This window comes from Limosilactobacillus ingluviei str. Autruche 4 (genome assembly GCF_000312405.1).
Taxonomy (GTDB): domain Bacteria; phylum Bacillota; class Bacilli; order Lactobacillales; family Lactobacillaceae; genus Limosilactobacillus; species Limosilactobacillus ingluviei.
In genome coordinates, this window is record NZ_HE997173.1 from 404,513 (window position 1) to 427,700 (window position 23,188).

Here is a 23,188-nt window from a genome sequence, read left to right on the forward strand (position 1 = left end):
CCTGTGAGGGTAGGCCTTTTTCTTTTACCGGAAATATTGGACTTCGTAGTAAATCGCGATGACAAATACGATCACCGTCAAGATCGTTAGTAGCAGATCCATCCGCCTTTCTTGCTTACTTGGCCGCTGCTTCATCAATCAGCCCCTCCATCATCAACACTTGTTTTCGACTTTTTCGCCGTTTCTATTATGGCAAAGTCAATAGCTACTACTGCATTAGTCAAGGCTTGATCGCCCCATGCTGTGCTTAAGTTTTGCCGTTCAGCTTCTTCACGGCAGTTGTTAACAATGCTCTTTGCCCGCTTTAATCTCTCTTCAAAACTCATAGCCATAATTACTATTCCTCTGCGTGCTTTCGTGATTTGTAATAGGCCCACAAGGCTTCGATTTCTGCATCCTCAAAGTCCGCAAGCTGTAGCCCTTGATAGCCATCATCGTCGAACGCTGCATCAGCGCAACGATCTAAGAAATCGCCAAAACCGGTTTTAAGTTTTTGGGTAGCTTCGAAAGCTTGCACAATATCATCATAATCAAGTCGGTAGTATAGCCGCTTGATGTCATCGTTGATCTTTGTCATGTTAAATCTCCTCCACATCCGCCAGTGGCACGTTATACATAACCACCAGTCCATCTTGCATTAAGTCGCAGGTGTCATCGTCCCATGTTCCGGATACGATAAAGCGACCACCCAGATATTTGACTTCTTGGCCGACCAAGAAGATTGATTTTTCGCTTGTCGTCATTGCTATTTCCTCGCTTTCTAGTTGCGCCGCATATCAGGCATGCCGTTGAAAAAAATGGCATGGTTAGGGTCTTGAGTGATCAAGCGCGAGATTGTCCGCTCGGCATAGATCCGGTTAAGTTCCGAGATCTGGTTATTAGACGTGATGATGGTTGAGTGAACCGGCTTCAACAGTCGCTTGCCTGCTTTGCGGGCGGAATCTTGTTCTGCCTTAGTGCCGTTATAGCGGGCATTAGCGACCTTGTACATCCGCTCCTGCATATCGCGGCGCACGCCCTTGAAATCCTTGTCGTTGACTTGAGCGTACGTCCCTACTTCCGATCCCAAGTCGTCCAGCACTAGCACTTCGACCTCCTGCATTGCCCGCAGAGTATCCGCTAGTTTCTCAGCCACGTCAGGGTACTGGATCCGGTCGTTGACTAGATTAGCCAGTTCTTCCGTCGACACAAACATGACACTACGCCCCTGCTTGCGAATCTCGGTCAGCATAGCCAGAGCCAGCGAGGTCTTACCTGTGCCTGCATTGCCCGACATAAACACCGACATGTTAGTACCTGCCGCAATCTCTTGGGCTAGCTTATAGGCCTTGTTGCCAATATTATTGGCTTGGCGCTTGTCGCCATGCTCTTCCGGGTGCCAATCGCTAAACTCAAACGATTCATCACCGGCCCCCAGCAGTGAGTGTGACCAGTACACATCGGCTCGTTGGCGTTTAAGCTGCTCCACCCATGCTTGATGTTGCTGCTTTTTCTTCGCGGCTACTCGCTCAGCAAGCTGTGGGTCATCAATCGGTACGCCCTTGCTGGCAAAGATGGCCCGGCTATTTTCTGGGTCGAATGCTGCTCGGCGTAACGCTGCTGGCATCCTAAAATCAAATTCATCAGCCATTCAGTTCACCCCCTACATGTTCATGCCGTAGATCCGTTGGGCCGGTTGCTGCGGCTGGTTCTTTGGCCGTTCGTTCAAATAGCCTTCAAACTTGGTACCAAACAACGTTTCAGGCCGCATAAAGCCACCAGTCACAAACCATTCGTCCTGATTTTTCTTGTCGATCACAGTCTTAAAGTCGGCTACCGTAAACCCTTCCCGCATTCGTGCTTTGATCTGTTGCTGTGTCTTCGGGGTGGTCGGCTTATAGTGGCTCCCGGTGACTTCGTTTAGGTAGGCCACGATTTCTGCCACGTCACCAGGCACGGACTTGGCGGGCCGTGGCCCGTCTTCCCCCCTCTGGGGGGTTAGGGGGGTATTCTCTTTTGTTTTGTTTAGTTTAGTTTGTGTTTTGTTTTGTTTATATAATGGTGTACCAACTTGTGTACTACCTTGTACACCATCTTGTGTACTGGTATGTGCACTACTTTGTACACCAACTTGTGTACTACCTTGTACACTAGGTTGTGCACCATCTTGTGTACTATCTTGCGTTAGGCTGATCATACGGTATGATGTTGCCTTTCGTCCGTTTGTCTGGAAGTCGATGTACCCTAGCTGCTTTAACTCATTCCGTGCCTTAATGACACCCGAACGTGATAAGCCGCTTCGGAATTCGAGCGTGGAGCTTGCAACCGTAAACCAGGTTTTCCAGCCGGTCAGATTGTTGATGTACATCAGCACATACCAAAGCCGAGCTTGGCCGGGTGAAACTAGGTTAATTTCTTGCAGCTTCTCAAAGCTCAGAATTTCTTGCAGGTAATTCATGACTTCACCTCCCTTGGATTCCGATTCTCTTTAGTGTTGCGTGATCAACTTTGACTCCTAAATTAGTTAAGTGGTACTTATTGCAAAAGACGCTGGACCCGACCTGGTGGAACTCAGTATGGTGTTCCCGGCAAAGGGCCGCTAATCGGAATTGCGTGTGGTCAAGCTGGTTACGATTGCGGCCAGCGCCAATCTCATCGACGTGGTGGATGTCAGCGTGCTGGCCGCAGATTAAACATTTGCGGTGCGCAATACATTGATACTGAAAATGGTTCTCGTCTTTGGGCAGCAAGTACATACCAGCCTTAATTGGCACGTCAAACTCAAAGATAAAGTCCACAACGTCATTAATTAGCTCTGTAGCATCGCTGACGGTGCTTTGACTGGTATCTGCTAGACTAATTGCTTTGCCACCAGTGCGGGCCATGTAGCGGCTGTAAAAGTACGTCTTGAGGTAATCCTCATCTTCGCCGCTCCAGTTCCAGATGTCGTGTAAGAGGGCAAAGAAGAGGGCCCGCTGCTTAGGCCGAACCTTGCGCGGGTCAGTTTCTTCATACTGCACTCGGAACCAATCTGCTTTGCCGTTGTTTAGTGTCTTGATATGCTCAAACCACCCGTCGCCGGGCGGTTGGTCGGGCTTTATGATCAAAAACCCGTCCTGGAAAACTGCGCTCCCACTAAGCATTAGTTGAACGGTAATTGGTCAGCCGTCATGTTAGCAAAGTTGTTTTGTGGTGCTTGCACTGGTGCACCAAATGATGGTTGCGCCGGCCGTGAGGTAGCTTGTTGACGTGGTGATTGTTGGCCCTTACCTTGTGGGCGAGTAATACCATTTGGTTCTGATGCTTGCTTAGCTGGGCCAAATGACTTAACTCGTAAGAAGTAATCGCCGTTTTGGTTTTCCTCCCAATCAACTGTTACTGACAAGACTTTGCCAATGCAAGCCTTGAGTAGCAATTGTAAGCTGGCAATTTCAACCCCATCTTGCGCTCCGGACGCCACTGCTAACGTGTTAAAGCGGCGGATCGATTGCTCGCGGCTTTGTTGGCTGTCGATATTCCAGACCAGATAGTGGTAACGGATTTGACCGCCTTTGTACTTACCATCAGCCACTTCATAGTTCAACACCATCATGTCATTACCAGAAGACTTGGATTGTGTAACTTGTGAGGTTGGTAGAACAGTGACGTTGTAAGTTCCTGCTTCTTCAACCGTTGCGCCCATGATGTTGTTGTGATCTACTTTGAATAACATATTAGTGTTCCTCCTGTTGGATAAGTTCGTTTGCTTTGATTAGTTTTCGATCGTCAATCCGGTTCTTGGCATGGTTGCCTTGTTCCGGATCTAGGTCGATCCAGCGTTGACCGTCCTTAATGTAAATCCGGCCAACCAGATCAAAAGTACTGGTAAATGCGTTAAAAGTTTTCTCGTTCATATCGGCAGCATAGCGTCCTTCTGCCGTTAGACCGTTGGCTCCGTTGTCAACTTGGTGGGCCGTGGCGTAAATACTCTTGCCGCTAGTCCGTAACAACATCGACAATTCCCGGAACCAGAGTTGTAATTTTTGATAGTTCTGCCGGTTGTCTTTGGCTCGATTATCAATGTTTTCAAGCACTAGATTTTGCAAGGCTGATAGATTATCTAAGGCAATTGCTTGATAATCACTAGAAGCGATCGCTCCTTGCACCCAGTACATCACCAGTTCTTGAATTCGTGGTCCGTCACTGCTCTCGATTACCGCTACATCGACTGATTCATCACCAATCAACGGGTTTGTGGAAAGGTCAAAGCTAATTAGCAGCTTACGACCAGGGAATTGCTTAAACAGTGTCGTTTTACCAGTGCCACCGTCGCCATAGACGAAATACATATGCGGGGTTGGCGGAACTCGCCCTTGTTTGTAGAAGCGCATCTAATCATCGCCTTTCGTGGGCTTGATCGTAACGTTAATTACGCTGGTAGCTGTTACGCCTGCAACGACTTCGCCGTCTTCATTGACCACACGGCCATCATCAAGTGGGGTAAGCGTCTTTTTGTAGTCGCCCCATTGCAGCTTCTTAGTGGTCTTGACGTATTCTGCCGGTACGTTGTCGATTAATTGCTGGTCATCGTGCGTCCATTCCACAGATTTGCGCTTGCCTACGCTACCGTTACGGCTCTTGTAGCGATAGTGAGGGTTTGCTTCGTACTGAGTCAGGTAGAAATCCTTAATTCGGCTTTCTACGGCTTCTCGTTCGTCTTGGCGGGTTTTCGTTGCTGGGACATACCAAGCATTCGTTTCGTCCAGTTCCTTTTGCCGTTGCACATCATCGTGAGCCTGTTCTTCATCAAGCTTCCGCAGTCGATACAGTGCTTTGTAAAGGCCTTCTTCATCAGTAATCCGCATATCAGTCATGGATCTTCATCTCCTCGTAAGGTTCTTCCTGTTGGATCTCTTCTAGGTCGTCTTGCATGTCAATGAGTTCGTGCATTGCAATCCCTCCTAGCGGTGTTCTAATTCTGATAAGCCATTCGCCATATTGATTAGGTGGCCGTAGCCATCGATCAGGGCAAACTGCTCATGCAAACGTCGGACGTCTGCAACTGTTAATTCACACAAAGCTGTACGTTCTTGTTTTTGCTTTTTAACAAAGTATTTTGCTAAATCCAAATTCATGGTACAATTACCTCGAAAATTCTTTTAATATTGTGTTTTCACTTGGGACTAACGGTGGCGGCCGTTGGTCCCTTTTTTATCGATAGTTGGGTCAAACCAGGGATCCATCCAAGGCGATAGTGCATCACCAAGGTCGCATGCCGCGACAATGATCCAAATCAACGCTGGTAGCCCAAACCAATCTGTTAGCCCGTTAAACCAGGCGTAGGTCATGCCCCACGCGCTAGTCGTATAGGCGATTGCCTTAATTACCTTCATTTTCATTTTCCTTCCATTTCAGCTTTCAGCATTTCAACAGTAGCGATAATTAATGTTCTTGTATATTTATCGTGTTTAGCTAATTCGTAGATTCCATAACATAAATCTGTGTTATTAATATTGCGGACAATTTGGACCCCATCTTTACTTTTACCAATAAGCGCCCATCCTTCAGAATGACGTCCCTGTGCAACCATTTTCTTTGCTTCAGCGATTAAATCCATCTCAATACCATCCTTTACTTTCTAAATCCAAACTTGCCTTGATCAAGGTACCGTCAAGCGTATGCACTTTTTGGGACCCGATGATCTTTCTCACATCGCTACCTTTGCCTCGATAGGTGCCCTTTGCGATCAGCTTATCGACCCGCTTTTCATACTGCACGGCGTTCTCGCCATAGTAGCGGTCTAACACAATCGTTGTCATCACTGTCCCTCCTATACGTGGCCTCCTCGCACATTAAGCCCCAAAATATCTTGCTTGGACTGATCTGAGCGCCAATCCAAAAATTCTTGCCAGATAGGCTCCACGATAAATGTTTTACGTTTACCATCCGTAATGATCGCTTTACGGAACCTTGGGTTAGCCAAGCATTCTGCGCGACGACGATAAAACGCTGATTTGCTGTATCCATATTCAGCAATGATTTCGTCAACGCGTTTCCAATCGTTCATCATATTCATCACCTCCTAACGTACATATCCAACCGAATTTGTTTAATTTTTGTCATCTGTGTCCTCCCGCAAATCATCTAAACTAACACCCAAGGCGTCAGCAATTTTACATACTTTACTAAAAGTAGGCTCAATGCCATAGTTCTTATAAGCATAGAGGGTATTGTCACTAATTCCAGTTTGCTTGGATAGCCAATACACGCTTTTACCTTGCCTCTTCAATTCATTTTGAATTTGCGACCACATGATATTGTCACTTCTTTCCCACTTGCCACGATATGTTGTGGTAAGATAGTTCTTAGCGTTTACGTTGTCTTACTCCTATGAAAGGAGGTGATTAATTATGGATCGTGAATTAATGAAAATGGCTATTAACCTTGCATCAATCCAAATCAAAGCCAATGCAACCATTGCTACTCAAGATCCTAACTTTGACGGAAAATATTTAGGAATCGATACTCTCCAAGACGTAGTTTCTGAAAACTATGATTGGCTTAAGAAATTTGACGCTGATCCTCATAGCGCCCTTTAGCCCAATTGAAATTGCGCTCAGAATCCTTTGTTACAAGCTCTTTGCCGGCTAACTCGGCAAGGAGTTTTTTTACTTCTTCTGGTGTTCCTGTAATCTTAATTTCCATATTTGTCCCTCTTAAATTCCTTTCGCAGTCCCTCGGGGCTGCTTTTTCTTCTTCCATTGGACTGCATATCGGTGACGCGCAGCTGCTGCGCAAAATCCATAGAAGCCTTGCGCTAGTGGGTCAGATGACCGGAGCGCGTTCTTAATGTTCTTCTCGTAGCGCACCATAATGTGATGCGCCTTTGCTCTTCGTGTGGTCATTAGCACCTCCCATTCTAACAACTATACTTTACTTAAATTCTCATATTATAAAGTTCGATTGTTAAAAACTGCATCAAAAATAACATTGGGCTTTACGCCAAAAAAATCGGCTAATTTTTTAATGTTTTTTCCGCTTGGAATAGAATCACCGCGTTCCCAAGCGGAAATAGTTACTTGGGAAATTCCAATTTGTTTTCCCATTTCCTCTTGATTTAATCCCTTGCGAACCCTCAAAACTTTTAACTCCGTAGCCAAACTGTTACCTCCTTTCGTAGTTCATGAATATATAATATCATGTTTACTTTATAAGTCAATGCTAAATACTGATTTTTTTTATAAGATTCCTAAACTTCTTTAGTTTATACAAAGTTAACTATATAATCTAACTAAATAAGTATATAAGCGGAGGTGTCTGTAATGAATATGGGATCAAAAATTAGAGATCTACGTAAGGAAAAGAGATTATCTCAAACCGAACTTGGTAAATTAATTCATGTATCACAGCAAACAGTAACTGCATGGGAAAATAACAAAGCTGAACCAACAAGTAGTGCTGTAGTTCAGCTTGCAGAAGTATTTAATGTATCTACAGATTATCTTCTCGGACGTCCAGAAAAGCACAAAGAAGATAATTCAGGCCTATCAGAAAATCAAAAGCTGGTGGCCTACTCTATCGATCCGGATATCTCTGACGAAGAACGCAAAGCCATCATTGAAATGGTCGAAGCAGCAAAGAAATTTCGGAGACGAATCTAAGGGGTGACGCTTCATGACCGATTTGGAAAAGCTCGAAGATTTGTATCCAGAGTTACGATTCTGGTCAATTGACGTCCCTAATCCGCATTTTCACGGACAAATTGATGGTCATGACGTATACGTTAATTCCAACGATGATGACCTTACACAGCTTAAGACGATTTTACACGAAATTTATCACCATGAAGTTGATTACGGAGATTTATCCAATAGCAAAAAGACAGTTGTTTTGCGTGAAGAAGGATATGCTACACGTTTCGCTGAGCGGTACTTACCATTAATGCTAAATATATAAAGGAGTTAAACTTATGAATTTTAAATCGAAAGAATGTATGGGTTGTGGTAAGCGGTTAAACTTTTTTACATCAGCCAAAGAAGTCTATTATGAAAACAAGGATAAGAAAGTTATCTGCAGAGAATGCGCCAATAAAGTTTTCCCTGATAACAAAACTAAAAAATTGTTTCTTAATAACAGTGTGAGTTGGTGGCTACGAAACCACTCTTCCATCGAGTTTCTCCACTACTACAACAAAGGTGCCACCCTTTCAATCGACAAGAAAGGCAACGTCACTGGCGAAGAGCTCTTCTGCCCCTTCTGCGGCAGCGAAGACGTAACACCCCTGAGTAAGCACCGCGAAGGCTTCAGTGCGGGCAAAGCAGTCGCTGGGGCGGTGCTGGCCGGTGGTGTTGGTGCACTAGCTGGGTTTGCTGGGGAGAGCAGCAGTAAAGTGGATTGGCTATGCAATGACTGTCATAAGGCGTTTACGAAGTAAATAGTCGTTGGGAGGAATTTGACTTATGAACCTTAAATCAAAGGAATGCTTAGGCTGCGGCAGGAAATTAAACTTTTTCACGATCTTTAAAGAAGTCTACTACGAAAATAAGGATAAGGATGTTATTTGCGGAGAATGCGCAAATGCAGTTTTTCCTGATAATAAAACCAGAAAAACTCTTCATAACAATAAAGTCATTAATTGGTTTCAAGCCCACAATTCCATCGAGTTTCTCCATTACTACAACAAAGGTGCCACCCTCTCAATCGACAAGAAAGGCAACGTAACCGGCGAAGAACTCTTCTGCCCCTTCTGCGGTAGTGAGGACGTAACACCACTGAGTAAGCACCGTGAAGGTTTTAGCGCAGGCAAAGCAGTTGCTGGGGCGGTGCTGGCCGGTGGTGTTGGTGCATTAGCGGGCTTTGCTGGGGAAAGCAGCAGTAAAGTGGATTGGTTATGCAATGACTGCCATAAGGCGTTTACGAAGTAAAAAATCCCGAACAGCAATGAGCTGACGGGAGATGTTTAGTGCTAGTAAATTGTTTGAGAAAAGGTGATGAATGTGAGCGTTGATCCAAACCAAATTAAAGATCTAGAACAGGTAATTCCAAAATCTACATTAGAGTTACTGCTTAATCCTATAGCGCAAGAGATTGGATATAGTCTTGGCGGACTGTATTATGCGATTTTTGGTAAATTAATTCGCTATGGTGCTGTCAAGAAGGCAGAAACAGACGCCCTCATAAAACAAGTTAGCGAAAAATACACCCAAATTCCCGAAGAACGGCGTACTGACGCAAATAAAGGCCTCATTTTTAAGGCATTCGAAGATTCCAGATACTCTCTTTCAAGTGAAGAATTACGAAATCTTTTTGCTAATTTAATCGCGAATTCGACTGATAGCAAATACTTGAATAAAAATTCCCCATACTTTTCTACTGTTCTAAAAAATCTTAGCGTAAATGAAGCTTTATTTTTAAACAAGTTCAAATATACTCAATCAATAGCGATTACAAAAGTTCGATTTACCGATTCGAAAGACCGCCAATTTTTCACTGACTATAAACAAGACTATGTTTTAAATAAGAATGATAACCCTAAAAAAGAAACAGTTAGCATATATTCGAAAGAAATCGATACTTTAGAATCTTTAGGGATTGTTAGAAGAAAATACGGTCAATTTAATAATTCTGAACGCAACGACCTAAGTAAAATTAAAAAACATATAAATAATAAACATCTAGAAAAGAATTTGAACGGTCATTTTGAATTGGATATCAATTCTAAAAAAAGGCCGGAAATCTTTTTAACGCAGCATCAATATGACACTGTTAATATCATTCCGGGAAGCCTTGAATTAACCGAATTAGGTCAATCATTCGTTGAAATTATCTTTGCGTAAATTTTCAATTTTATTTAAAAGTTCTAATTTATTATCATAACGCTCTTCGGTATCGGTAAGTAGTTTTGCCAAAAAATCGGAATATACTTTTAAGACAAATCCAACTATCAACAGTGTTATAACAATGTTGATGGCTATGGAAACAATAATAGCTAAGAACACATTATCACCTCAGTTACTTTTTATTTATTGTATTCCAAAAATTTCCGCCTGTAACTTATTTGGAGAAAATACATGATTTTTAAAAGAATTATTACACTAAGCAGCATACTTATAGTTGGGACTGGTCTTGCTGCTTGTGGACACTCGACTACAAAAGACAGCCATTCTGCATCGTCGAGCAGCTCAAATAAAGTTGTTAAGCATAGTCACAAAAAGAAAACGCAAACTGCAGAAACGTCAGTATCATCATCCGCTTCGGCCAGTCAGAACGTGCAACCAAGTCCTGCGTCTACCCAAACTGCCAATCAAGCTACCGCTCCGAGCCAAGCCTCACAAACTGGTGGCGCTATTACGGAAGATCAGGCACGCGCAATACTCGGCGGTGCCAACGGTGACCTGTAGGCAACGAGAACATCCAACGGCTGGACCTTTTCTGGAGATGGCTACACAGCCACTGTCGGGGACGATGGGAGTGTATCGCATAACTAAAAGGTATCCCCTACTGATACAAGGGATACTAAGTGAATTGATCATTGGTTAAAACTTGATCAAATTGATTATAAAATTTCTAACAATAAAGAGGTAATAGAATGTCATTGTCAATTAATATAAAGTGCATCATTTTATTAATAGTATTTTTGGTTTTCTTTTTTATGATTATATTCGCACTATTTCTTCCTTTAATTCGTTTATTATGGGGATACATTAAAGATTTTTCTACTCCTTCTAAATATTTAGTAAGGAAAATTAAACTACAAAATAATATAGCTAATATTACATGTGAAGCAAGCGAACATAAACTTAGGAATTTAATAGAAAACAATTTACAGCAAGGTATGGTCCTTTCATTAAAAGGAAATAGCAGTAACATCATTTTAATTGAGAAAGAGTACCTTCAATATACGAAACTTCAAGATAAAATTTTTAAGTGGGATAAAAAAATTTACAAACTTATATTTAAACCAAAGTATTAGCTACTGAAAATTAGCCCCTTTGAGGAAATTTCCATTTAAAAATCAAATAAGGAGACGAATTAAAATGAAAGCAAATGTTATTTCAATTTTAAACATGAAAGGTGGCGTTGGTAAAACAACTATTTCTTGTAATTTAGCGATTGAGTTAGCTGCAAGAAATAAAAAAGTTCTATTAATTGATATTGACCCTCAATTTAACTCAACTCAAACTCTGTTTAAATATAGTTATGGAAATTTAGACGAATATCAATTATTGACTAAGGAAAAGAAAACAATTGTTGGTATTTTTAAAAATAGTGAAGATGATCTAGTAGATAGCTATAATGAGGAAAAAAAACATACCCCTTATATTAGTCATCTTTCTTTTGAAATTCCGGAAATCAGTTCATATTCCTCTTCAAGAGAATCTGCTAAAGAGCAAAAAATAAATTTAGATATTATACCTGGAGATCTACATTTAATTATTGATATTAACGCATCAGCAGCAGATAAACTCGGGGCATATTTCTTTGAAAATAGGCTTACCGAAAATTACGATTATATTTTAATAGATTGCCCACCAACGTGGGGCCAATTGACTACCGTTGCTTTATCCCAATCTAATTTTTATATTATCCCAACTAATCTTGACGACTTCTCAACAATGGGTATATCTATACTAGCAACACAGTTAAAGGAAAAAAATAATTCATTGCAAGGAAAGTTAAAAGCTTTAGGGGTAGTATATATGCTTTTAAATCCAACAAAAGCTAACAATGGAATTGCATTAGCACATAGAAAATATAAGGAAGACTTAGAGAAATTCTTGAGTACTAAAATGAATAAACGAGTTCACTCTACTGTTAAACCGTTTGATACAATATTTCATAAGGATAACTTTTTCGTTACTAATTCAGCAATCTATCGTTCAACAGAAGCTCTAAACAAAAGAAGAATTTCAGAATACGCAGCAAAGATGTCAGATTTTACTGAAGAAGTAATAGGTAGGATAGCGGGGATAGCAAATGACAAGTAATAAACTTAATACTCTAATAAAAAGTGGTAATTTATCTTTCATTGAACGAAAAATAATCTTTATTGGCGTCGTAAGCGCAACTATCTTTGATAAATCTATATTTAAAGCTAATGATGACCTGCACCCATATATTAGTTGTTTTGAAAAAGAATTTAATATTATTAATATAAAAACTAAAGAACCTGGCTTTGCAGACTATGTATATCGAAGTCGCCCATTACTCTTTTCACGAATTGCAAAGTATCTTTTTAATCTAGATGATTTTGGAAAATTTAATAAGCTCATTAATCAACATTTCAATTATCTTAACGAATCACAAAAAAACGTTAAAAAAGTTAAAAAGCAAAAAAAGGAATCGTCAATCTTAGCTGATATGGAGTTAAAGAATGGAAAATGATAATTATAAAGTGCCAAAATTAGAAGGCACATTGTCTGATGATATCAACCAAGATTTTCGAAAAGTCATTAATGTATTAAACTCTTCTTTTTTAGCATCTAAAAATGAAACGATTAATGAGCTAAAGAAAATGCACAATGTTTTATATATTTATAGGAGTATATGCAATGATTTATTTATAAATAAAAAGAATGATCAAAAGATCAAGTCTTTACTTGCCCTAAATCAGCATTTATTAATATGCGCTTTAATTTTTGTTCTTAAAAATGATGACTACACGGCTTATTTTTTACTTAGGGGGAGTTTGGAATCCTCAATCAAAATCGTTCAATATGGATACGGTTCTAACCCCACTAATTCTTTTAGTAATAACTTAGAGCAAGTAACTAAAAAAATTAAAGATGATTTTATTCCAAGTACTATATCTGTTCAGCAGAAAAGATTTATTAAATCTCAAATAAACAATTTCACTCAATATGGTAGAAAAAGTCTATATGGTTCTTTATCTGATAAAATTCATATTCGAGAAGATATAAATGTAGCCCCATCTATTTATTTAAATAATTTTTTTAAAACTACATCCTTAATGAACCAACAATTATCATCTTTATTTATCACTACTATTGAGTATGAAACTGTTTTCACTATGCTTAATGCCGAGGCACTTAAGCTAAATAGAATTTCTTATTCTAAAATAGAATACTTTAGGTCGGAATATACTAATTTTGAATATTTAATTAAGACTGTTATGAAGTTACTATAAACATTTTTAATCACCGTCGATCCGATTTTTCGTTTAGATGGCTTTTCTATTTTTCTAACTTAATTTTACAAACGGCGGTATTATATCGCAATTTGTACTAATTCCGGTCAATTTGGCCGGTTTTAAAAACAAATCACCTGAACATATTTTTGAATATATCAAATTAATCAAAAGAAGGTGCAGAAATGGCTATCAAACCCAGAGAAGTCAAACTCAAAGACGGCACTATCCACTACCGCTTTGTTGCATTTTATAAATCTCCTCTAACCGGCCGCAGGCGTAAAGTCTCAGTTACCAAAGATAAACTTACCTCACGAACTGAAAATGCAGCTCACCGCGAACTTGATGAGATCATTCGTCAGCGATTAGCGATCGAAGGAAACAATATCATAGATATTAGTTTAGGCGAATTAGCAGAAAAATTTATCATTGAGCGTGCTCAGCAACTTAAGCAAAATACACTTAGCAATGAAAAGATCTTCGTACGGCAGTTTGTCGATTATTTTGGCTCGCATACACTGGTCACTAAAATATCTACCCCTATGATCAACAAGTATTTCCGTGACCGCTTGTACAGTGACAAGCCAATTAGTAATAGCACAGCACATGATATTAAAGGCCATTTAGTTGCGCTATTTAAATATGCCATCAATTATGGATATCTCACAGCATCACCAATGGAGACTGTCGAAATTCCTTGGAAAAGAGCGATCCCCTACGCTAAAAAGATTGAAAATAAGTACTTAACTAGAGAAGAAAGCAGTGCTCTTATCAACGAGTTTAAGCGTCGTAAGTTATACCATTATAGCGATGCTTTCCGACTACAGTACTTAACAGGGCTGCGTTTCGGCGAACTAGCAGCGCTACAAGTCAAAAATGTTCTTGAAAAAGATGGCCAACGGTTTCTGCAGATTAATAGTACCCTGACTATTTTAAAAAGCCCTATTCGCCGGTTCATTTCTGATTCGCCTAAAACTTCGGCTAGTAATCGTAATGTTGTATTATCGCCAGAAGCAGCAGAGATCGTGAAGCGTCACTGCGTAGGAAAAGATGCTGAGGCACTGCTCTTCTCCTACAATGATGCCACCCATTTTACTGATCAACGACCGCTCGATATTACGGCCGCCAACTCGGCATTGCGTAGGGCCGCTAAACGCCTAGGTATTGATAAGCCAGTCACTACTCACTTTTTCCGGCACACCCATGTCTCGTTGCTGGCTGATCTGGGAGTGCCTCTAAGAGTGATCCAAAAACGAGTTGGACACTCTAAAAGTGACATAACTCGTGAAATTTATCTGCATGTTACCACCGATACACAGCAAAAGTATGACCAACTAATTTCAAAGCTTGAGGATATGTAAAAGCGGGAAGCAACAACTTCCCGCTTTTTGTGTACCTTTTTTGTACCTTTTAGCTAAATAACGTGATTTTGATCGTTATAAAACGTTAATAACTAATTGGCTATTTTCGATACAATCATTAATAGTAAAGCAATTAAGCAATTACTTTTCCGTTGCCTTTTCCAAGGCCTTCATGATTGAAGGGTTCTTGGAGTGGCAGTCCTTCAGCATTTGTAAGTCGGCTGCGGATAATTCAACTACGTACTTGGCCATCGTTTTACCTCCCTTTTCGCTAATGAATTTATCTTACCACAAATTCCGTGCTTTGCTGCGTTAAAGTTCACTGGTCGCAAAGGAACGGCCTTCTAGGGAACGCAATAAGGCATCAACCGTATCCAACGCCGTTAGCAATGGTACGTTGTGTTCAATCGCCGTCTGGCGGATGATAAAGCCATCTGAGGTATGCTCATAATCATGTCCCATTGTATTGATGACCAGGTTCACTTGCCCCGCCTTAATGACATCCAAAATGGTTGGGGCCGCTTGATCATGGACACGCTGGACTTTGGTGACGTGTAAGCCATGTTTCTTCAGGTACTTAGCGGTCCCCTTGGTGGCCAAGATGCGGTAGCCAATCCGGGCAAACCGTTTCGCCAGGGCTTTAACCTGTTTTTTATCGTGGTCTTCCACGGTTAACAGGACCGTCCCGTTGAGCGGCAATTGCATTTTAGCGCCAGCAAAGGCTTTGTATAAGGCTTTGGCAAAGTTGGCATCCGTGCCCATTACTTCCCCGGTCGACTTCATTTCAGGCCCCAAGTAGGCATCGACCGCATCCAGTTTGCTAAAGGAAAAGACGGGGGCTTTCACGTGCACCAAGGGTGAATCAGGGGCTAGTCCACCTTGGTAGCCTTGGTCACTTAGGGATTGCCCTAAAATCACCTTGGTTGCGACCTGGGCCATTTCAATTCCCGTAATTTTACTTAAGAACGGGACGGTCCGACTAGCACGCGGATTGACTTCTAGGACGTAGGCTTCATGGTCGTGGATGATGAACTGAATGTTCATAATGCCAATGCACTTCAAGGCCACCGCTAATTTTTTGGTAGCAGCCACGATTTGCGCTTTGATGTCATCCCCAAAGGATTGGGGCGGATAAACAGCCATTGAATCCCCCGAGTGTACCCCCGCTCTTTCAATGTGTTCCATAATCCCCGGCAAGAGGACGTTGGTTCCATCACAAATCGCGTCGACTTCGCATTCTTTCCCTTCTAAGTACGCATCAACCAAGATCGGGTGATCGACGGCCGCTGGGGCGTTTTGGGCCAGATAATTCTTCAACTCTTGGGGCGAGTTAACAATTTCCATCGCTTTCCCGCCAAGGACATACGAAGGCCGGACCAAAACGGGATAACCAATCTGCGCTGCTGCTGCTAAGACGCCTTCTTTGGTGGTTGCCGTTAAGCCGACTGGTTGCTTTAAGCCCAGGTCTTTAATGACTTGATCAAAGACTTCCCGGTCTTCAGCAGCGTTTAAGTCAGTTACCGTGGTCCCTAAAATTTTAACGCCGTTTTGGGCCAGGCCGTCCGCCAAATTGATCGCTGTTTGGCCACCAAACTGAACAATGACCCCGACCGGCTGTTCAACGTCAATCACGTTTAGCACATCTTCCAGTGTCAATGGTTCAAAGTAGAGTTTGTCAGAAACGGAGAAATCAGTAGAAACGGTTTCGGGATTTGAATTCATGACAATCGCTTCGTAGCCCAATGCTTGAATGGCGCGTACGGAGTGAACGGTAGCATAGTCAAATTCAACCCCTTGCCCAATTCGAATGGGCCCAGAACCAATCACCAAAATTGCAGGTTTATCGCTACGGTGAGATTCATTTTCCGTTTCATAGGTGGAATAAAAGTACGGCGTCGTGGAATCAAATTCGGCTGCACAAGTGTCTACCATTTTATAAACTGGGACTAAGCCTAATTGTTGGCGCTTTTGCCGAAGCTCAGCTGCTGAGGTCCCCCATAATTTAGCGATAGTTTGATCCGCAAAGCCATATTTTTTGGCCGTGCGTAAAAGGGCCTCGTTATTGAGGTGGGTCTTGAGCTGGTGTTCAATCTCCACTAGGTGCTGGATCAGATCCAAGAAGTAGGGTGTGATTTGCGTGAGCGCGTGCACTTCTTCAATCGTCATCCCCCGCCGAAAGGCTTCGGCTAAATAAAACAGGCGGTCGTCTTGCGGCGTTGTTAACTTGGCCTGTAACTGCTTGTCCGAAGCTGCCGCAGCCGCGGGAGAAATGAGATCCGTTTCGTCAATTTCCAGGGAACGCACCGCTTTTTGCAGCGCTTCTTCGGCGGTGCGCCCAATGGCCATTACTTCCCCCGTCGCTTTCATTTGACTCCCCAGTTGGCGGTCCGCTTGGGTGAACTTGTCAAATGGCCAGCGCGGAATTTTGCAGACCACGTAGTCCAAGGCTGGCTCAAATTGAGCCCAAGTCGTTTGGGTGACAGGGTTTTTAATTTCATCCAAGGTTAACCCAACGGCAATCTTAGCGGCTAATTTGGCGATCGGATATCCCGTGGCTTTAGATGCTAAGGCTGAGGAACGCGAAACCCGGGGATTAACCTCAATGACGTTGTAGTGATAAGAATGGGGATCCAAAGCTAATTGAACGTTGCAGCCCCCTTCAATTTTCAAAGCGCGAATCAATTTCAACGCACAATCCCGCAACATTTGATATTCCCGATCCGAAATGGTTTGGTTGGGAGCGAAAACAATTGAGTCCCCGGTATGAATCCCCACCGGGTCAAAGTTTTCCATGCAGCAAACGACCATCGCATTGTCCGCGGCGTCCCGCATGACTTCAAATTCAATTTCTTTGTAGCCGGCGATTGATTTCTCAATTAAGCACTGGGTAACGGGAGAAAGCTCCAGTCCATTGGCAGCAATGGTGGCTAATTCTGCGGGGGTCTGACACATTCCGCCACCAGTCCCACCCATGGTAAAGGCCGGCCGGACAATGACCGGGTAGCCAATTTCTTCGGCAAAGCTCAACGCTTCCTCGACCGTACCAACGGTTTGAGAAGCCGGAATCGGTTCCCCGAGCTGTTGCATCAAGGCTTTAAATTTTTCCCGGTCTTCGGCTTGGTCAATCGCCGTTAATTGGGTCCCTAAGAGTTGAATATCCAGTTCGGCTAAGATGCCGGATTTTGCTAAGGCGACGGCGAGGTTTAACCCAATTTGGCCCCCAAGGGTCGGTAAAATCGCATCCGGGTATTCTTGGCGGATGATGCGGGAAACGGCTTCGACCGTGAGGGGTTCGATGTAAACATGATCGGCAATCTGCTTGTCGGTCATGATCGTGGCGGGATTGGAGTTGATCAACACCGTTTCGTACCCTTCTTCACGTAATGCCAGACAGGCCTGGGTGCCTGAATAATCAAATTCCGCGGCTTGACCAATGATGATCGGGCCTGAACCAATTACTAAAATTTTGTGAATATCCGTCCGCTTAGGCATGAGCTTTTTCCTCCTTTACTGCATCGACTGTGGCAACAAACTGATCAAATAAGCCCGCCGCATCATGGGGGCCCGGGGCCGCGTCCGGGTGAAATTGGACGGAAAAGGCGGGATATTTTTGATGTTTGAGCCCTTCGATTACCCCATCGTTGATTTCCAAGTGCGTGACAGTTAAAGCGGTCTCGCTCAAAGAATCTGGGGCCACGGCATAACCGTGGTTTTGGGAGGTAAAGGTAATTTCCCCCGTGGCTAAGTTTTTCACGGGGTGGTTAAACCCGCGGTGCCCAAATTTCATTTGGAACGTTTGGGCGCCGTTGGCCAGCGCAAAGACTTGATGACCCATGCAGATGCCAAAGACTGGCACATGTTGTTCGATTTCTGCGACCATTTTAATTGCAGCAGTCTGCTCGGTCGGATCCCCGGGGCCGTTTGACAATAAGACACCGTCCGGGTGGTAGTCTAGGACGGCTTGGACGGAGACGTTAGCGGGCAAAACGATGGTATTGCAGTCTCGTTGGGCCAATTCGCGTAAAATACTGTGTTTGAGTCCAAAGTCAATAACCACAATATTCCGCTTACTGCCAGGATTAGGATAAGGCGTTGGGGTTGCTGCCCGCCGGGAAGCGCCAACTGTTGGATGGACCATTTTTAGTTCGGCCACCACCGCTCGCTGCTTATCTAAACTGTCAACCAACTTGCCGCGCAGGGTCCCATGTGCCCGGATTTGTTTCACCAATTGCCGGGTATCGACCCCCATGAGCCCCGGGATTCCCTGGCGTTTTAAGAAGGCTGGCAGGCTTTCTTGCATCCGCCAGTTGCTGGGGTGCCGCGCAACTTGGTGGCAAATTACGCCTTTGATTTGGGGATTCAGGGCTTCGTTGTCGTCAACGTTGATTCCATAATTGCCGATCAAGGGATTGGTAAACACCAAGATCTGATCGGCATAGGATTGATCCGTAATCGCTTCTTGATAGCCCGTCATTCCCGTGGTAAAGACCACTTCGCCAGTTGTGATGGTGGTCGCCCCGAAAGCTTCGCCCGCGTAGGTTGATCCGTCTTCCAGAATTAAATATCTTTGCATATTGTTGCCTCCAATTCGCATGTGCTCAGTTTCCCTGCTCGCGGTCAGGGTTTAAAGTTCGCGTTTCCTTTTTCAGGAAGCGAAAGGGCATTTTAAAAGGTTCTCTCCGCTAAAAGAGACGAACTCTTTTAAAATAAAGGCTGAGAAAGTTTGCTTTTCTCAGCCTTTGAATATTATTCCATGCCCATTAACTTTTTACCAGCTTTAATTTGTTTTTTTACATTTTCAAAGCTGGTACCCCCTAATGACTGTCGACGCGCAACGGCAACTTTCGATTGTAAATCGTGATAAACGTCGACTCCGATTTTGGGCATGATTTTTTGGTATTCAGCGAGGGGGATTTCCTGTAATGTGGTCCCAGTTTGTAATCCTTTGAGGACCAATTCTCCCACAATTGCGTGAGCTTGTCGGAACGGAACGCCTTTTGTTGCCAAGTAGTCAGCCAGTTCGGTCGCATTGGAGAAGTCGCGTTCCGTTGCCGCTGCCATCTGGGTTTTGTTGACCTTGGCGGTGGCTAGCATTCCGGCCATCACGTGTAAACAAGGCAAAATCGTCTTCACTGCATCAAAAACGCCTTCCTTGTCCTCTTGCAGATCCTTATTGTAAGCTAAAGGCAAGGCTTTCATGACGGTTAATAAACCAGTGAGATCGCCGAAAATTCGACCGCTTTTGCCACGAATCAATTCCGCATAATCGGCGTTTTTCTTCTGGGGCATGATCGAGCTGCCAGTTGCGTACTCATCCGCTAACTCCAAGTACCCAAATTCATATGAGGTCCACAAAACGATTTCTTCACCTAAGCGCGAAAGATGGACCATTAAGATTGCGGCGTTACTTAAGAATTCGAGGGCAAAGTCCCGGTCTGAAACTGCGTCCAAGGAATTGGTATACGGTGCGGAAAAGCCTAATTCTTGGGCGGTTAAAGCCCGGTCAATCGGAAAAGTAGTCCCAGCTAACGCCGCTGCTCCAAGCGGCGAAAGATCGGTGTGCTGTTGGTTGAATTCAAACCGTTCCACATCCCGTTGGAACATGGCGAAGTATGCCATTAAATAGTGCCCGTATGAGATCGGTTGCGCGTGCTGAAGATGCGTATAGCCGGGCATGACGGTTTCAAGATTGGCTTCGGCTTGCGTTAGTAAAACGCGTTGTAAGTGTTTGATCGCGGTAATGACTTGTGGCAGGCGTTCCTTAACGTACAGATGAAAATCCGTAGCGACCTGGTCGTTGCGGCTACGAGCCGTATGCAATTTCCCGGCGACGGGCCCGATTTCTTTGGTTAATAAAGCTTCGAGATTCATATGGATATCTTCGTTAGCTAGTGAAAACTCGAGCTTCCCCGCGGCTAATTTAGCTTGCAAGCGTTGCAGCCCAGCGATAATTTGGTCAGCGTCAGTGGCTGATAAGATGTGAGTGGCCTTCAACATTTTCACGTGCGCCAAGGAACCCAACAGATCTTCTTTGGCCATGGCTTGATCGAATTCGATTGAAGCGCCAAAGCGATCGAGGTCGGGAGTCGCCATTGCTTGAAAGCGCCCGCCCCATAATTTATTAGTTGCCATCGGCGGTCCCTTCTATCTTTTGATGAACTTGAGCGTAGACTTGGGTTGGCAAGCCCCAGAGTTTAATAAAGCCGGCGGCGGCTTCTGAGTCAAATTGATCCGCCGCGGTATAAGTAGCCAGTGATTCGTCATATAATGAATTGGTTGATTTCCGGCCTTCGCAGATCACGTTGCCCTTAAATAGCTTCACCCTAACGACCCCATTGACGTCTTTTTGACTTTCCTTGATAAAAGCCTGCAGGCTGTCCATCAAAGTGGTAAACCAAAGACCATTGTAAATTAAATCCGCCATTTGCTTTTCAAGCAAGGGCTTAAAGTGGGCTAAGGACTTTTCTGTTGCGATATCTTCAATGTCCTTATGGGCCGCTAGCAATACCGTAGCGGCGGGACATTCGTAGATTTCCCGGGATTTAATGCCGATCATCCGGTTTTCAACGTGATCAATCCGGCCAATCCCGTGCTTGCCGGCTAATTGATCTAAGGTCATAATTAATTGGGCTAACGACATGGCCTGACCGTTCAAAGCGGTCGGGATTCCCTGGCTAAATGTAATGGTGATAACATCAGGGGTATCCGGGGTATCTTCCAACGCGGTGGTCCGTTCGTAGGCATCGGCAGGGGCCGCCGCCCAAGGATCTTCTAGGATGCCGCATTCATTGGCCCGCCCCCAGAGGTTTTCATCGATTGAGTACGGGCTCTGTTTGGTAATGGGGACTGGAATCCCGTTTTCTTTCGCATAGTCGATTTCATCTTCCCGGGCCCAGTGATTATCCCGGATCGGATCTTCAATCTTCATTTCCGGGGCAAGGGCGTGAATCCCAACTTCAAATCGCACTTGGTCATTTCCCTTACCAGTACAGCCGTGCGCAATTGCGATCGCCCCCTTGGCTTTGGCAATTGCTACCAGATGCTTAACGATTAAGGGCCGGGAAAGTGCCGAGACTAGTGGATATTTATTCTCATACATTGCATGAGATTGCAAAGCCGGCAGTACATAATCTGTGGCAAATTCTTCCTTTGCGTCAATTACGATTGATTCGACGGCGCCGACTTGGCGACCTTTTTGCTGGATCGCGGCCAAATCTTTCCCTTCACCCACGTCAATACACACGGTAATCACGTCATATCCCTTATTCTTCAACCATGCAATTTCAACCGAGGTATCCAAACCACCGGAGTAAGCTAATACAACCTTGTCTTTTGCCATTTTCTTCGCTCCTTTATCATTCATTTTCAATGGATTGTTATGCATTATAGAACTAATTGGATATCCATGCAACCTAAAGGAGATAATTGTTATTTTTATACATTAAAAAGTAAAGTTGTTTGCCGGCTTAAATTAGGATAAAAAGCTGATGGACTAGGCAAATAGTGAGATTTAAGGCGAAAGAAAATGGTTGATTTTATGCAGATATAAATTTTTCAGATTCGATTAACTTAACATAATTTTTAGACTGTATATAAAAAGTGGAGAGCCCCCACAGCTCTCCACTTTATTCGCAATTTTATTATTGTAAGAAACGTTCGTAATCAATCGAGGCGCTGGAAATACCGTCCGGGGCATCGGGGAAGGTAAAGATCACCCCTTCGGCCTCATCGTAATCAATTAAACAATCGTGACTGCCAAAAAACCAAGCATCCGCAAAGTTAATGTGATAATCAATCTCATCTTTGTGGACATGAATGATGGGGCGAACCGGATGATTATCCTTGGCGTACCCTTGCTTATGGGCATGATTAACTGGTTGCCCCGGAACTTGCTTGCCGAAGAAACGGACCCCGTCATCAGCTTGCAGTGCTAATTCCTTAATAATCGCTTGACTGGCTTGATCAGTAATAATTAAGCGCAAAAGCTGATCCCTCCGTTAATCTGCTACTTTGACCGTCGGTTCAGCGGCCGTTAAAACCACATTGTGTACTGGAACAACCCCAAAATACCGTTCGATTTGTTCGGCCAATTGCGTCATAGCCTGGTTGGCCCGGGTTGCTTGGTCCGGAGTTACCGATTCGATGACCGCAACGATATTTTGTGAAGTTTCATCCAGCATCGTTCGTTGGGCATCCCGCCAGTTGAGGCACCGGCAAACGGCACCTTGCTCATCATACCAAGCCATCTCCCCAGCTAAGGTTGGTTCATCTTTATCGGCACCGACAGGTTGGAATGGCAACCCTTCTTCAACCAATCCCAAGTGCATAGTGCCCTGGATTTTATCCCGGTCTTCAATTCCGACGGGAACCCCATTGGTAATGGAAACGCAGTTATAAATATCGACCAGCGGATCGATTGGGGTTAACTCCTTACCTTGGTCAATTCGCTTTAGCAGGGCTTCAATCGAGGCCCGGGCCCCTTTCTTCTTTTTGAAAGCTTGGTAGGCGGTCCGCCATTCGGCTACCACGGGGTTTTTACTGAACTGCGCGGCACCTAAAAAGCTTTCGGCTTGATCCATGGCCGTTTGCAACATCTTGCGCCGTTCAGCCTCACTCAGGGTGGCGTTGTGGTTGTCAATGCCATTGGCAATCAAGATATTAACTTGCGCGCCAGGGAAAGTGTCAAAAAAACTTTGGTCAATCGTTACTGCTTCTAACATTG

34 protein-coding genes are annotated in these 23,188 nt (G+C 43.7%); 11 read left to right on the plus strand and 23 right to left on the minus strand.

Annotated elements, in window-relative coordinates:
* Positions 1–134: 134 nt before the first annotated feature.
* The 15 genes from BN54_RS01985 to BN54_RS02050 form a co-directional block, all read right to left on the minus strand.
* Entirely contained in the window at positions 135–332 is a 198-nt protein-coding gene (locus BN54_RS01985) for a hypothetical protein (RefSeq protein ID WP_019205455.1), read from the minus strand.
* A 5-nt stretch (positions 333–337) separates the two neighbouring features.
* Positions 338–577, minus strand: coding sequence for a hypothetical protein (locus BN54_RS01990; protein ID WP_019205456.1), 240 nt, complete (start codon positions 575–577; stop codon positions 338–340).
* Between the two features lies 1 nt (position 578).
* Positions 579–743 carry a hypothetical protein gene (locus BN54_RS10140; protein ID WP_019205457.1) on the minus strand — a complete coding sequence of 55 codons (165 nt, stop codon included), beginning with the start codon at positions 741–743 and terminating at the stop codon, positions 579–581.
* Positions 744–760: 17 nt separating this feature from the next.
* Positions 761–1,630 carry an ATP-binding protein gene (locus tag BN54_RS01995; RefSeq protein WP_019205458.1) on the minus strand — a complete coding sequence of 290 codons (870 nt, stop codon included), beginning with the start codon at positions 1,628–1,630 and terminating at the stop codon, positions 761–763.
* Positions 1,631–1,642: 12 nt separating this feature from the next.
* Entirely contained in the window at positions 1,643–2,437 is a 795-nt protein-coding gene (locus tag BN54_RS09755; protein ID WP_019205459.1) for a conserved phage C-terminal domain-containing protein, read from the minus strand.
* Between the two features lie 4 nt (positions 2,438–2,441).
* Positions 2,442–3,122 carry a putative HNHc nuclease gene (locus tag BN54_RS02010; protein ID WP_019205460.1) on the minus strand — a complete coding sequence of 227 codons (681 nt, stop codon included), beginning with the start codon at positions 3,120–3,122 and terminating at the stop codon, positions 2,442–2,444.
* On the minus strand, positions 3,122–3,691 hold the full coding sequence (locus tag BN54_RS02015; protein ID WP_019205461.1) for a DUF669 domain-containing protein: 570 nt from the start codon (positions 3,689–3,691) through the stop codon (positions 3,122–3,124). Before BN54_RS02015 ends, BN54_RS02010 begins: the two co-directional genes overlap by 1 nt.
* A gap of 1 nt (position 3,692) precedes the next feature.
* A complete protein-coding gene (locus BN54_RS02020) occupies positions 3,693–4,349 on the minus strand; it encodes an AAA family ATPase (protein WP_019205462.1) in 657 nt (218 codons plus the stop codon).
* Complete coding sequence (locus BN54_RS02025) at positions 4,350–4,832, minus strand: host-nuclease inhibitor Gam family protein (RefSeq protein ID WP_019205463.1); 483 nt, start codon at positions 4,830–4,832, stop codon at positions 4,350–4,352. It abuts the gene before it with no gap.
* A gap of 87 nt (positions 4,833–4,919) precedes the next feature.
* Positions 4,920–5,093, minus strand: coding sequence for a hypothetical protein (locus BN54_RS10145; protein WP_019205464.1), 174 nt, complete (start codon positions 5,091–5,093; stop codon positions 4,920–4,922).
* A 48-nt stretch (positions 5,094–5,141) separates the two neighbouring features.
* Entirely contained in the window at positions 5,142–5,351 is a 210-nt protein-coding gene (locus BN54_RS02030; protein WP_019205465.1) for a hypothetical protein, read from the minus strand.
* A gap of 2 nt (positions 5,352–5,353) precedes the next feature.
* Positions 5,354–5,575, minus strand: a complete 222-nt coding sequence (locus tag BN54_RS02035) for a hypothetical protein (protein WP_019205466.1) — start codon at positions 5,573–5,575, stop codon at positions 5,354–5,356.
* Position 5,576: 1 nt separating this feature from the next.
* A complete protein-coding gene (locus BN54_RS02040) occupies positions 5,577–5,777 on the minus strand; it encodes a hypothetical protein (protein ID WP_019205467.1) in 201 nt (66 codons plus the stop codon).
* Between the two features lie 11 nt (positions 5,778–5,788).
* Positions 5,789–6,028, minus strand: coding sequence for a hypothetical protein (locus BN54_RS02045; protein WP_019205468.1), 240 nt, complete (start codon positions 6,026–6,028; stop codon positions 5,789–5,791).
* A gap of 39 nt (positions 6,029–6,067) precedes the next feature.
* Positions 6,068–6,271 (minus strand): helix-turn-helix domain-containing protein, encoded by a 204-nt coding sequence (locus tag BN54_RS02050; RefSeq protein ID WP_019205469.1) that lies wholly within the window; start codon positions 6,269–6,271, stop codon positions 6,068–6,070.
* Between the two features lie 97 nt (positions 6,272–6,368).
* On the opposite strand from BN54_RS02050, the gene BN54_RS02055 reads away from it, so the two are divergent.
* The gene (locus BN54_RS02055) at positions 6,369–6,557 is read left to right on the plus strand and encodes a hypothetical protein (protein ID WP_019205470.1); all 189 of its coding nucleotides are present in this window, start codon (positions 6,369–6,371) and stop codon (positions 6,555–6,557) included.
* Here the strand turns inward: BN54_RS02055 and BN54_RS10150 are convergent.
* Entirely contained in the window at positions 6,520–6,663 is a 144-nt protein-coding gene (locus tag BN54_RS10150) for a hypothetical protein (RefSeq protein WP_155818233.1), read from the minus strand. The genes BN54_RS02055 and BN54_RS10150 overlap by 38 nt on opposite strands.
* A gap of 245 nt (positions 6,664–6,908) precedes the next feature.
* On the minus strand, positions 6,909–7,118 hold the full coding sequence (locus BN54_RS02060) for a helix-turn-helix transcriptional regulator (RefSeq protein WP_019205472.1): 210 nt from the start codon (positions 7,116–7,118) through the stop codon (positions 6,909–6,911).
* Positions 7,119–7,280: 162 nt separating this feature from the next.
* Between BN54_RS02060 and BN54_RS02065 the strand changes: the two genes are divergently transcribed.
* The 10 genes from BN54_RS02065 (at position 7,281) to BN54_RS02110 (ending at position 14,466) form a co-directional block, all read left to right on the plus strand.
* Positions 7,281–7,619, plus strand: a complete 339-nt coding sequence (locus BN54_RS02065; protein WP_019205473.1) for a helix-turn-helix domain-containing protein — start codon at positions 7,281–7,283, stop codon at positions 7,617–7,619.
* Positions 7,620–7,632: 13 nt separating this feature from the next.
* On the plus strand, positions 7,633–7,914 hold the full coding sequence (locus tag BN54_RS02070) for a M78 family metallopeptidase domain-containing protein (protein WP_019205474.1): 282 nt from the start codon (positions 7,633–7,635) through the stop codon (positions 7,912–7,914).
* Between the two features lie 13 nt (positions 7,915–7,927).
* Positions 7,928–8,392 carry a glycine zipper 2TM domain-containing protein gene (locus tag BN54_RS10390; protein WP_019205475.1) on the plus strand — a complete coding sequence of 155 codons (465 nt, stop codon included), beginning with the start codon at positions 7,928–7,930 and terminating at the stop codon, positions 8,390–8,392.
* Between the two features lie 25 nt (positions 8,393–8,417).
* Entirely contained in the window at positions 8,418–8,882 is a 465-nt protein-coding gene (locus BN54_RS10395; protein ID WP_019205476.1) for a hypothetical protein, read from the plus strand.
* Positions 8,883–8,954: 72 nt separating this feature from the next.
* Positions 8,955–9,794 carry an Abi-alpha family protein gene (locus tag BN54_RS02085; protein ID WP_019205477.1) on the plus strand — a complete coding sequence of 280 codons (840 nt, stop codon included), beginning with the start codon at positions 8,955–8,957 and terminating at the stop codon, positions 9,792–9,794.
* A 752-nt stretch (positions 9,795–10,546) separates the two neighbouring features.
* Positions 10,547–10,930: a hypothetical protein gene (locus BN54_RS02090; protein WP_019205478.1), complete on the plus strand. Its 384-nt coding sequence runs from the start codon at positions 10,547–10,549 to the stop codon at positions 10,928–10,930.
* A gap of 64 nt (positions 10,931–10,994) precedes the next feature.
* A complete protein-coding gene (locus BN54_RS02095) occupies positions 10,995–11,945 on the plus strand; it encodes a ParA family protein (RefSeq protein ID WP_019205479.1) in 951 nt (316 codons plus the stop codon).
* Complete coding sequence (locus BN54_RS02100) at positions 11,935–12,342, plus strand: hypothetical protein (RefSeq protein ID WP_019205480.1); 408 nt, start codon at positions 11,935–11,937, stop codon at positions 12,340–12,342. Before BN54_RS02095 ends, BN54_RS02100 begins: the two co-directional genes overlap by 11 nt.
* A complete protein-coding gene (locus BN54_RS02105; protein ID WP_019205481.1) occupies positions 12,332–13,105 on the plus strand; it encodes a hypothetical protein in 774 nt (257 codons plus the stop codon). Before BN54_RS02100 ends, BN54_RS02105 begins: the two co-directional genes overlap by 11 nt.
* 185 nt (positions 13,106–13,290) lie before the next feature.
* Positions 13,291–14,466, plus strand: coding sequence for a tyrosine-type recombinase/integrase (locus BN54_RS02110; protein ID WP_019205482.1), 1,176 nt, complete (start codon positions 13,291–13,293; stop codon positions 14,464–14,466).
* 312 nt (positions 14,467–14,778) lie between these two features.
* Here BN54_RS02110 and carB read toward each other — a convergent pair whose 3' ends face one another.
* The 6 genes from carB to BN54_RS02140 form a co-directional block, all read right to left on the minus strand.
* Positions 14,779–17,958 (minus strand): carbamoyl-phosphate synthase large subunit, encoded by a 3,180-nt coding sequence (gene carB / locus BN54_RS02115; protein WP_019205484.1) that lies wholly within the window; start codon positions 17,956–17,958, stop codon positions 14,779–14,781.
* A complete protein-coding gene (locus BN54_RS02120; protein WP_019205485.1) occupies positions 17,951–19,039 on the minus strand; it encodes a carbamoyl phosphate synthase small subunit in 1,089 nt (362 codons plus the stop codon). Before BN54_RS02120 ends, carB begins: the two co-directional genes overlap by 8 nt.
* A 173-nt stretch (positions 19,040–19,212) precedes the next feature.
* Entirely contained in the window at positions 19,213–20,598 is a 1,386-nt protein-coding gene (gene argH, locus BN54_RS02125) for an argininosuccinate lyase (protein WP_019205486.1), read from the minus strand.
* Positions 20,588–21,805 (minus strand): argininosuccinate synthase, encoded by a 1,218-nt coding sequence (locus tag BN54_RS02130; protein WP_019205487.1) that lies wholly within the window; start codon positions 21,803–21,805, stop codon positions 20,588–20,590. Before BN54_RS02130 ends, argH begins: the two co-directional genes overlap by 11 nt.
* A 301-nt stretch (positions 21,806–22,106) precedes the next feature.
* Entirely contained in the window at positions 22,107–22,448 is a 342-nt protein-coding gene (locus tag BN54_RS02135; protein ID WP_019205488.1) for a HesB/YadR/YfhF family protein, read from the minus strand.
* A gap of 15 nt (positions 22,449–22,463) precedes the next feature.
* Complete coding sequence (locus BN54_RS02140) at positions 22,464–23,186, minus strand: B3/B4 domain-containing protein (protein WP_019205489.1); 723 nt, start codon at positions 23,184–23,186, stop codon at positions 22,464–22,466.
* Between the last annotated feature and the right edge of the window lie 2 nt (positions 23,187–23,188).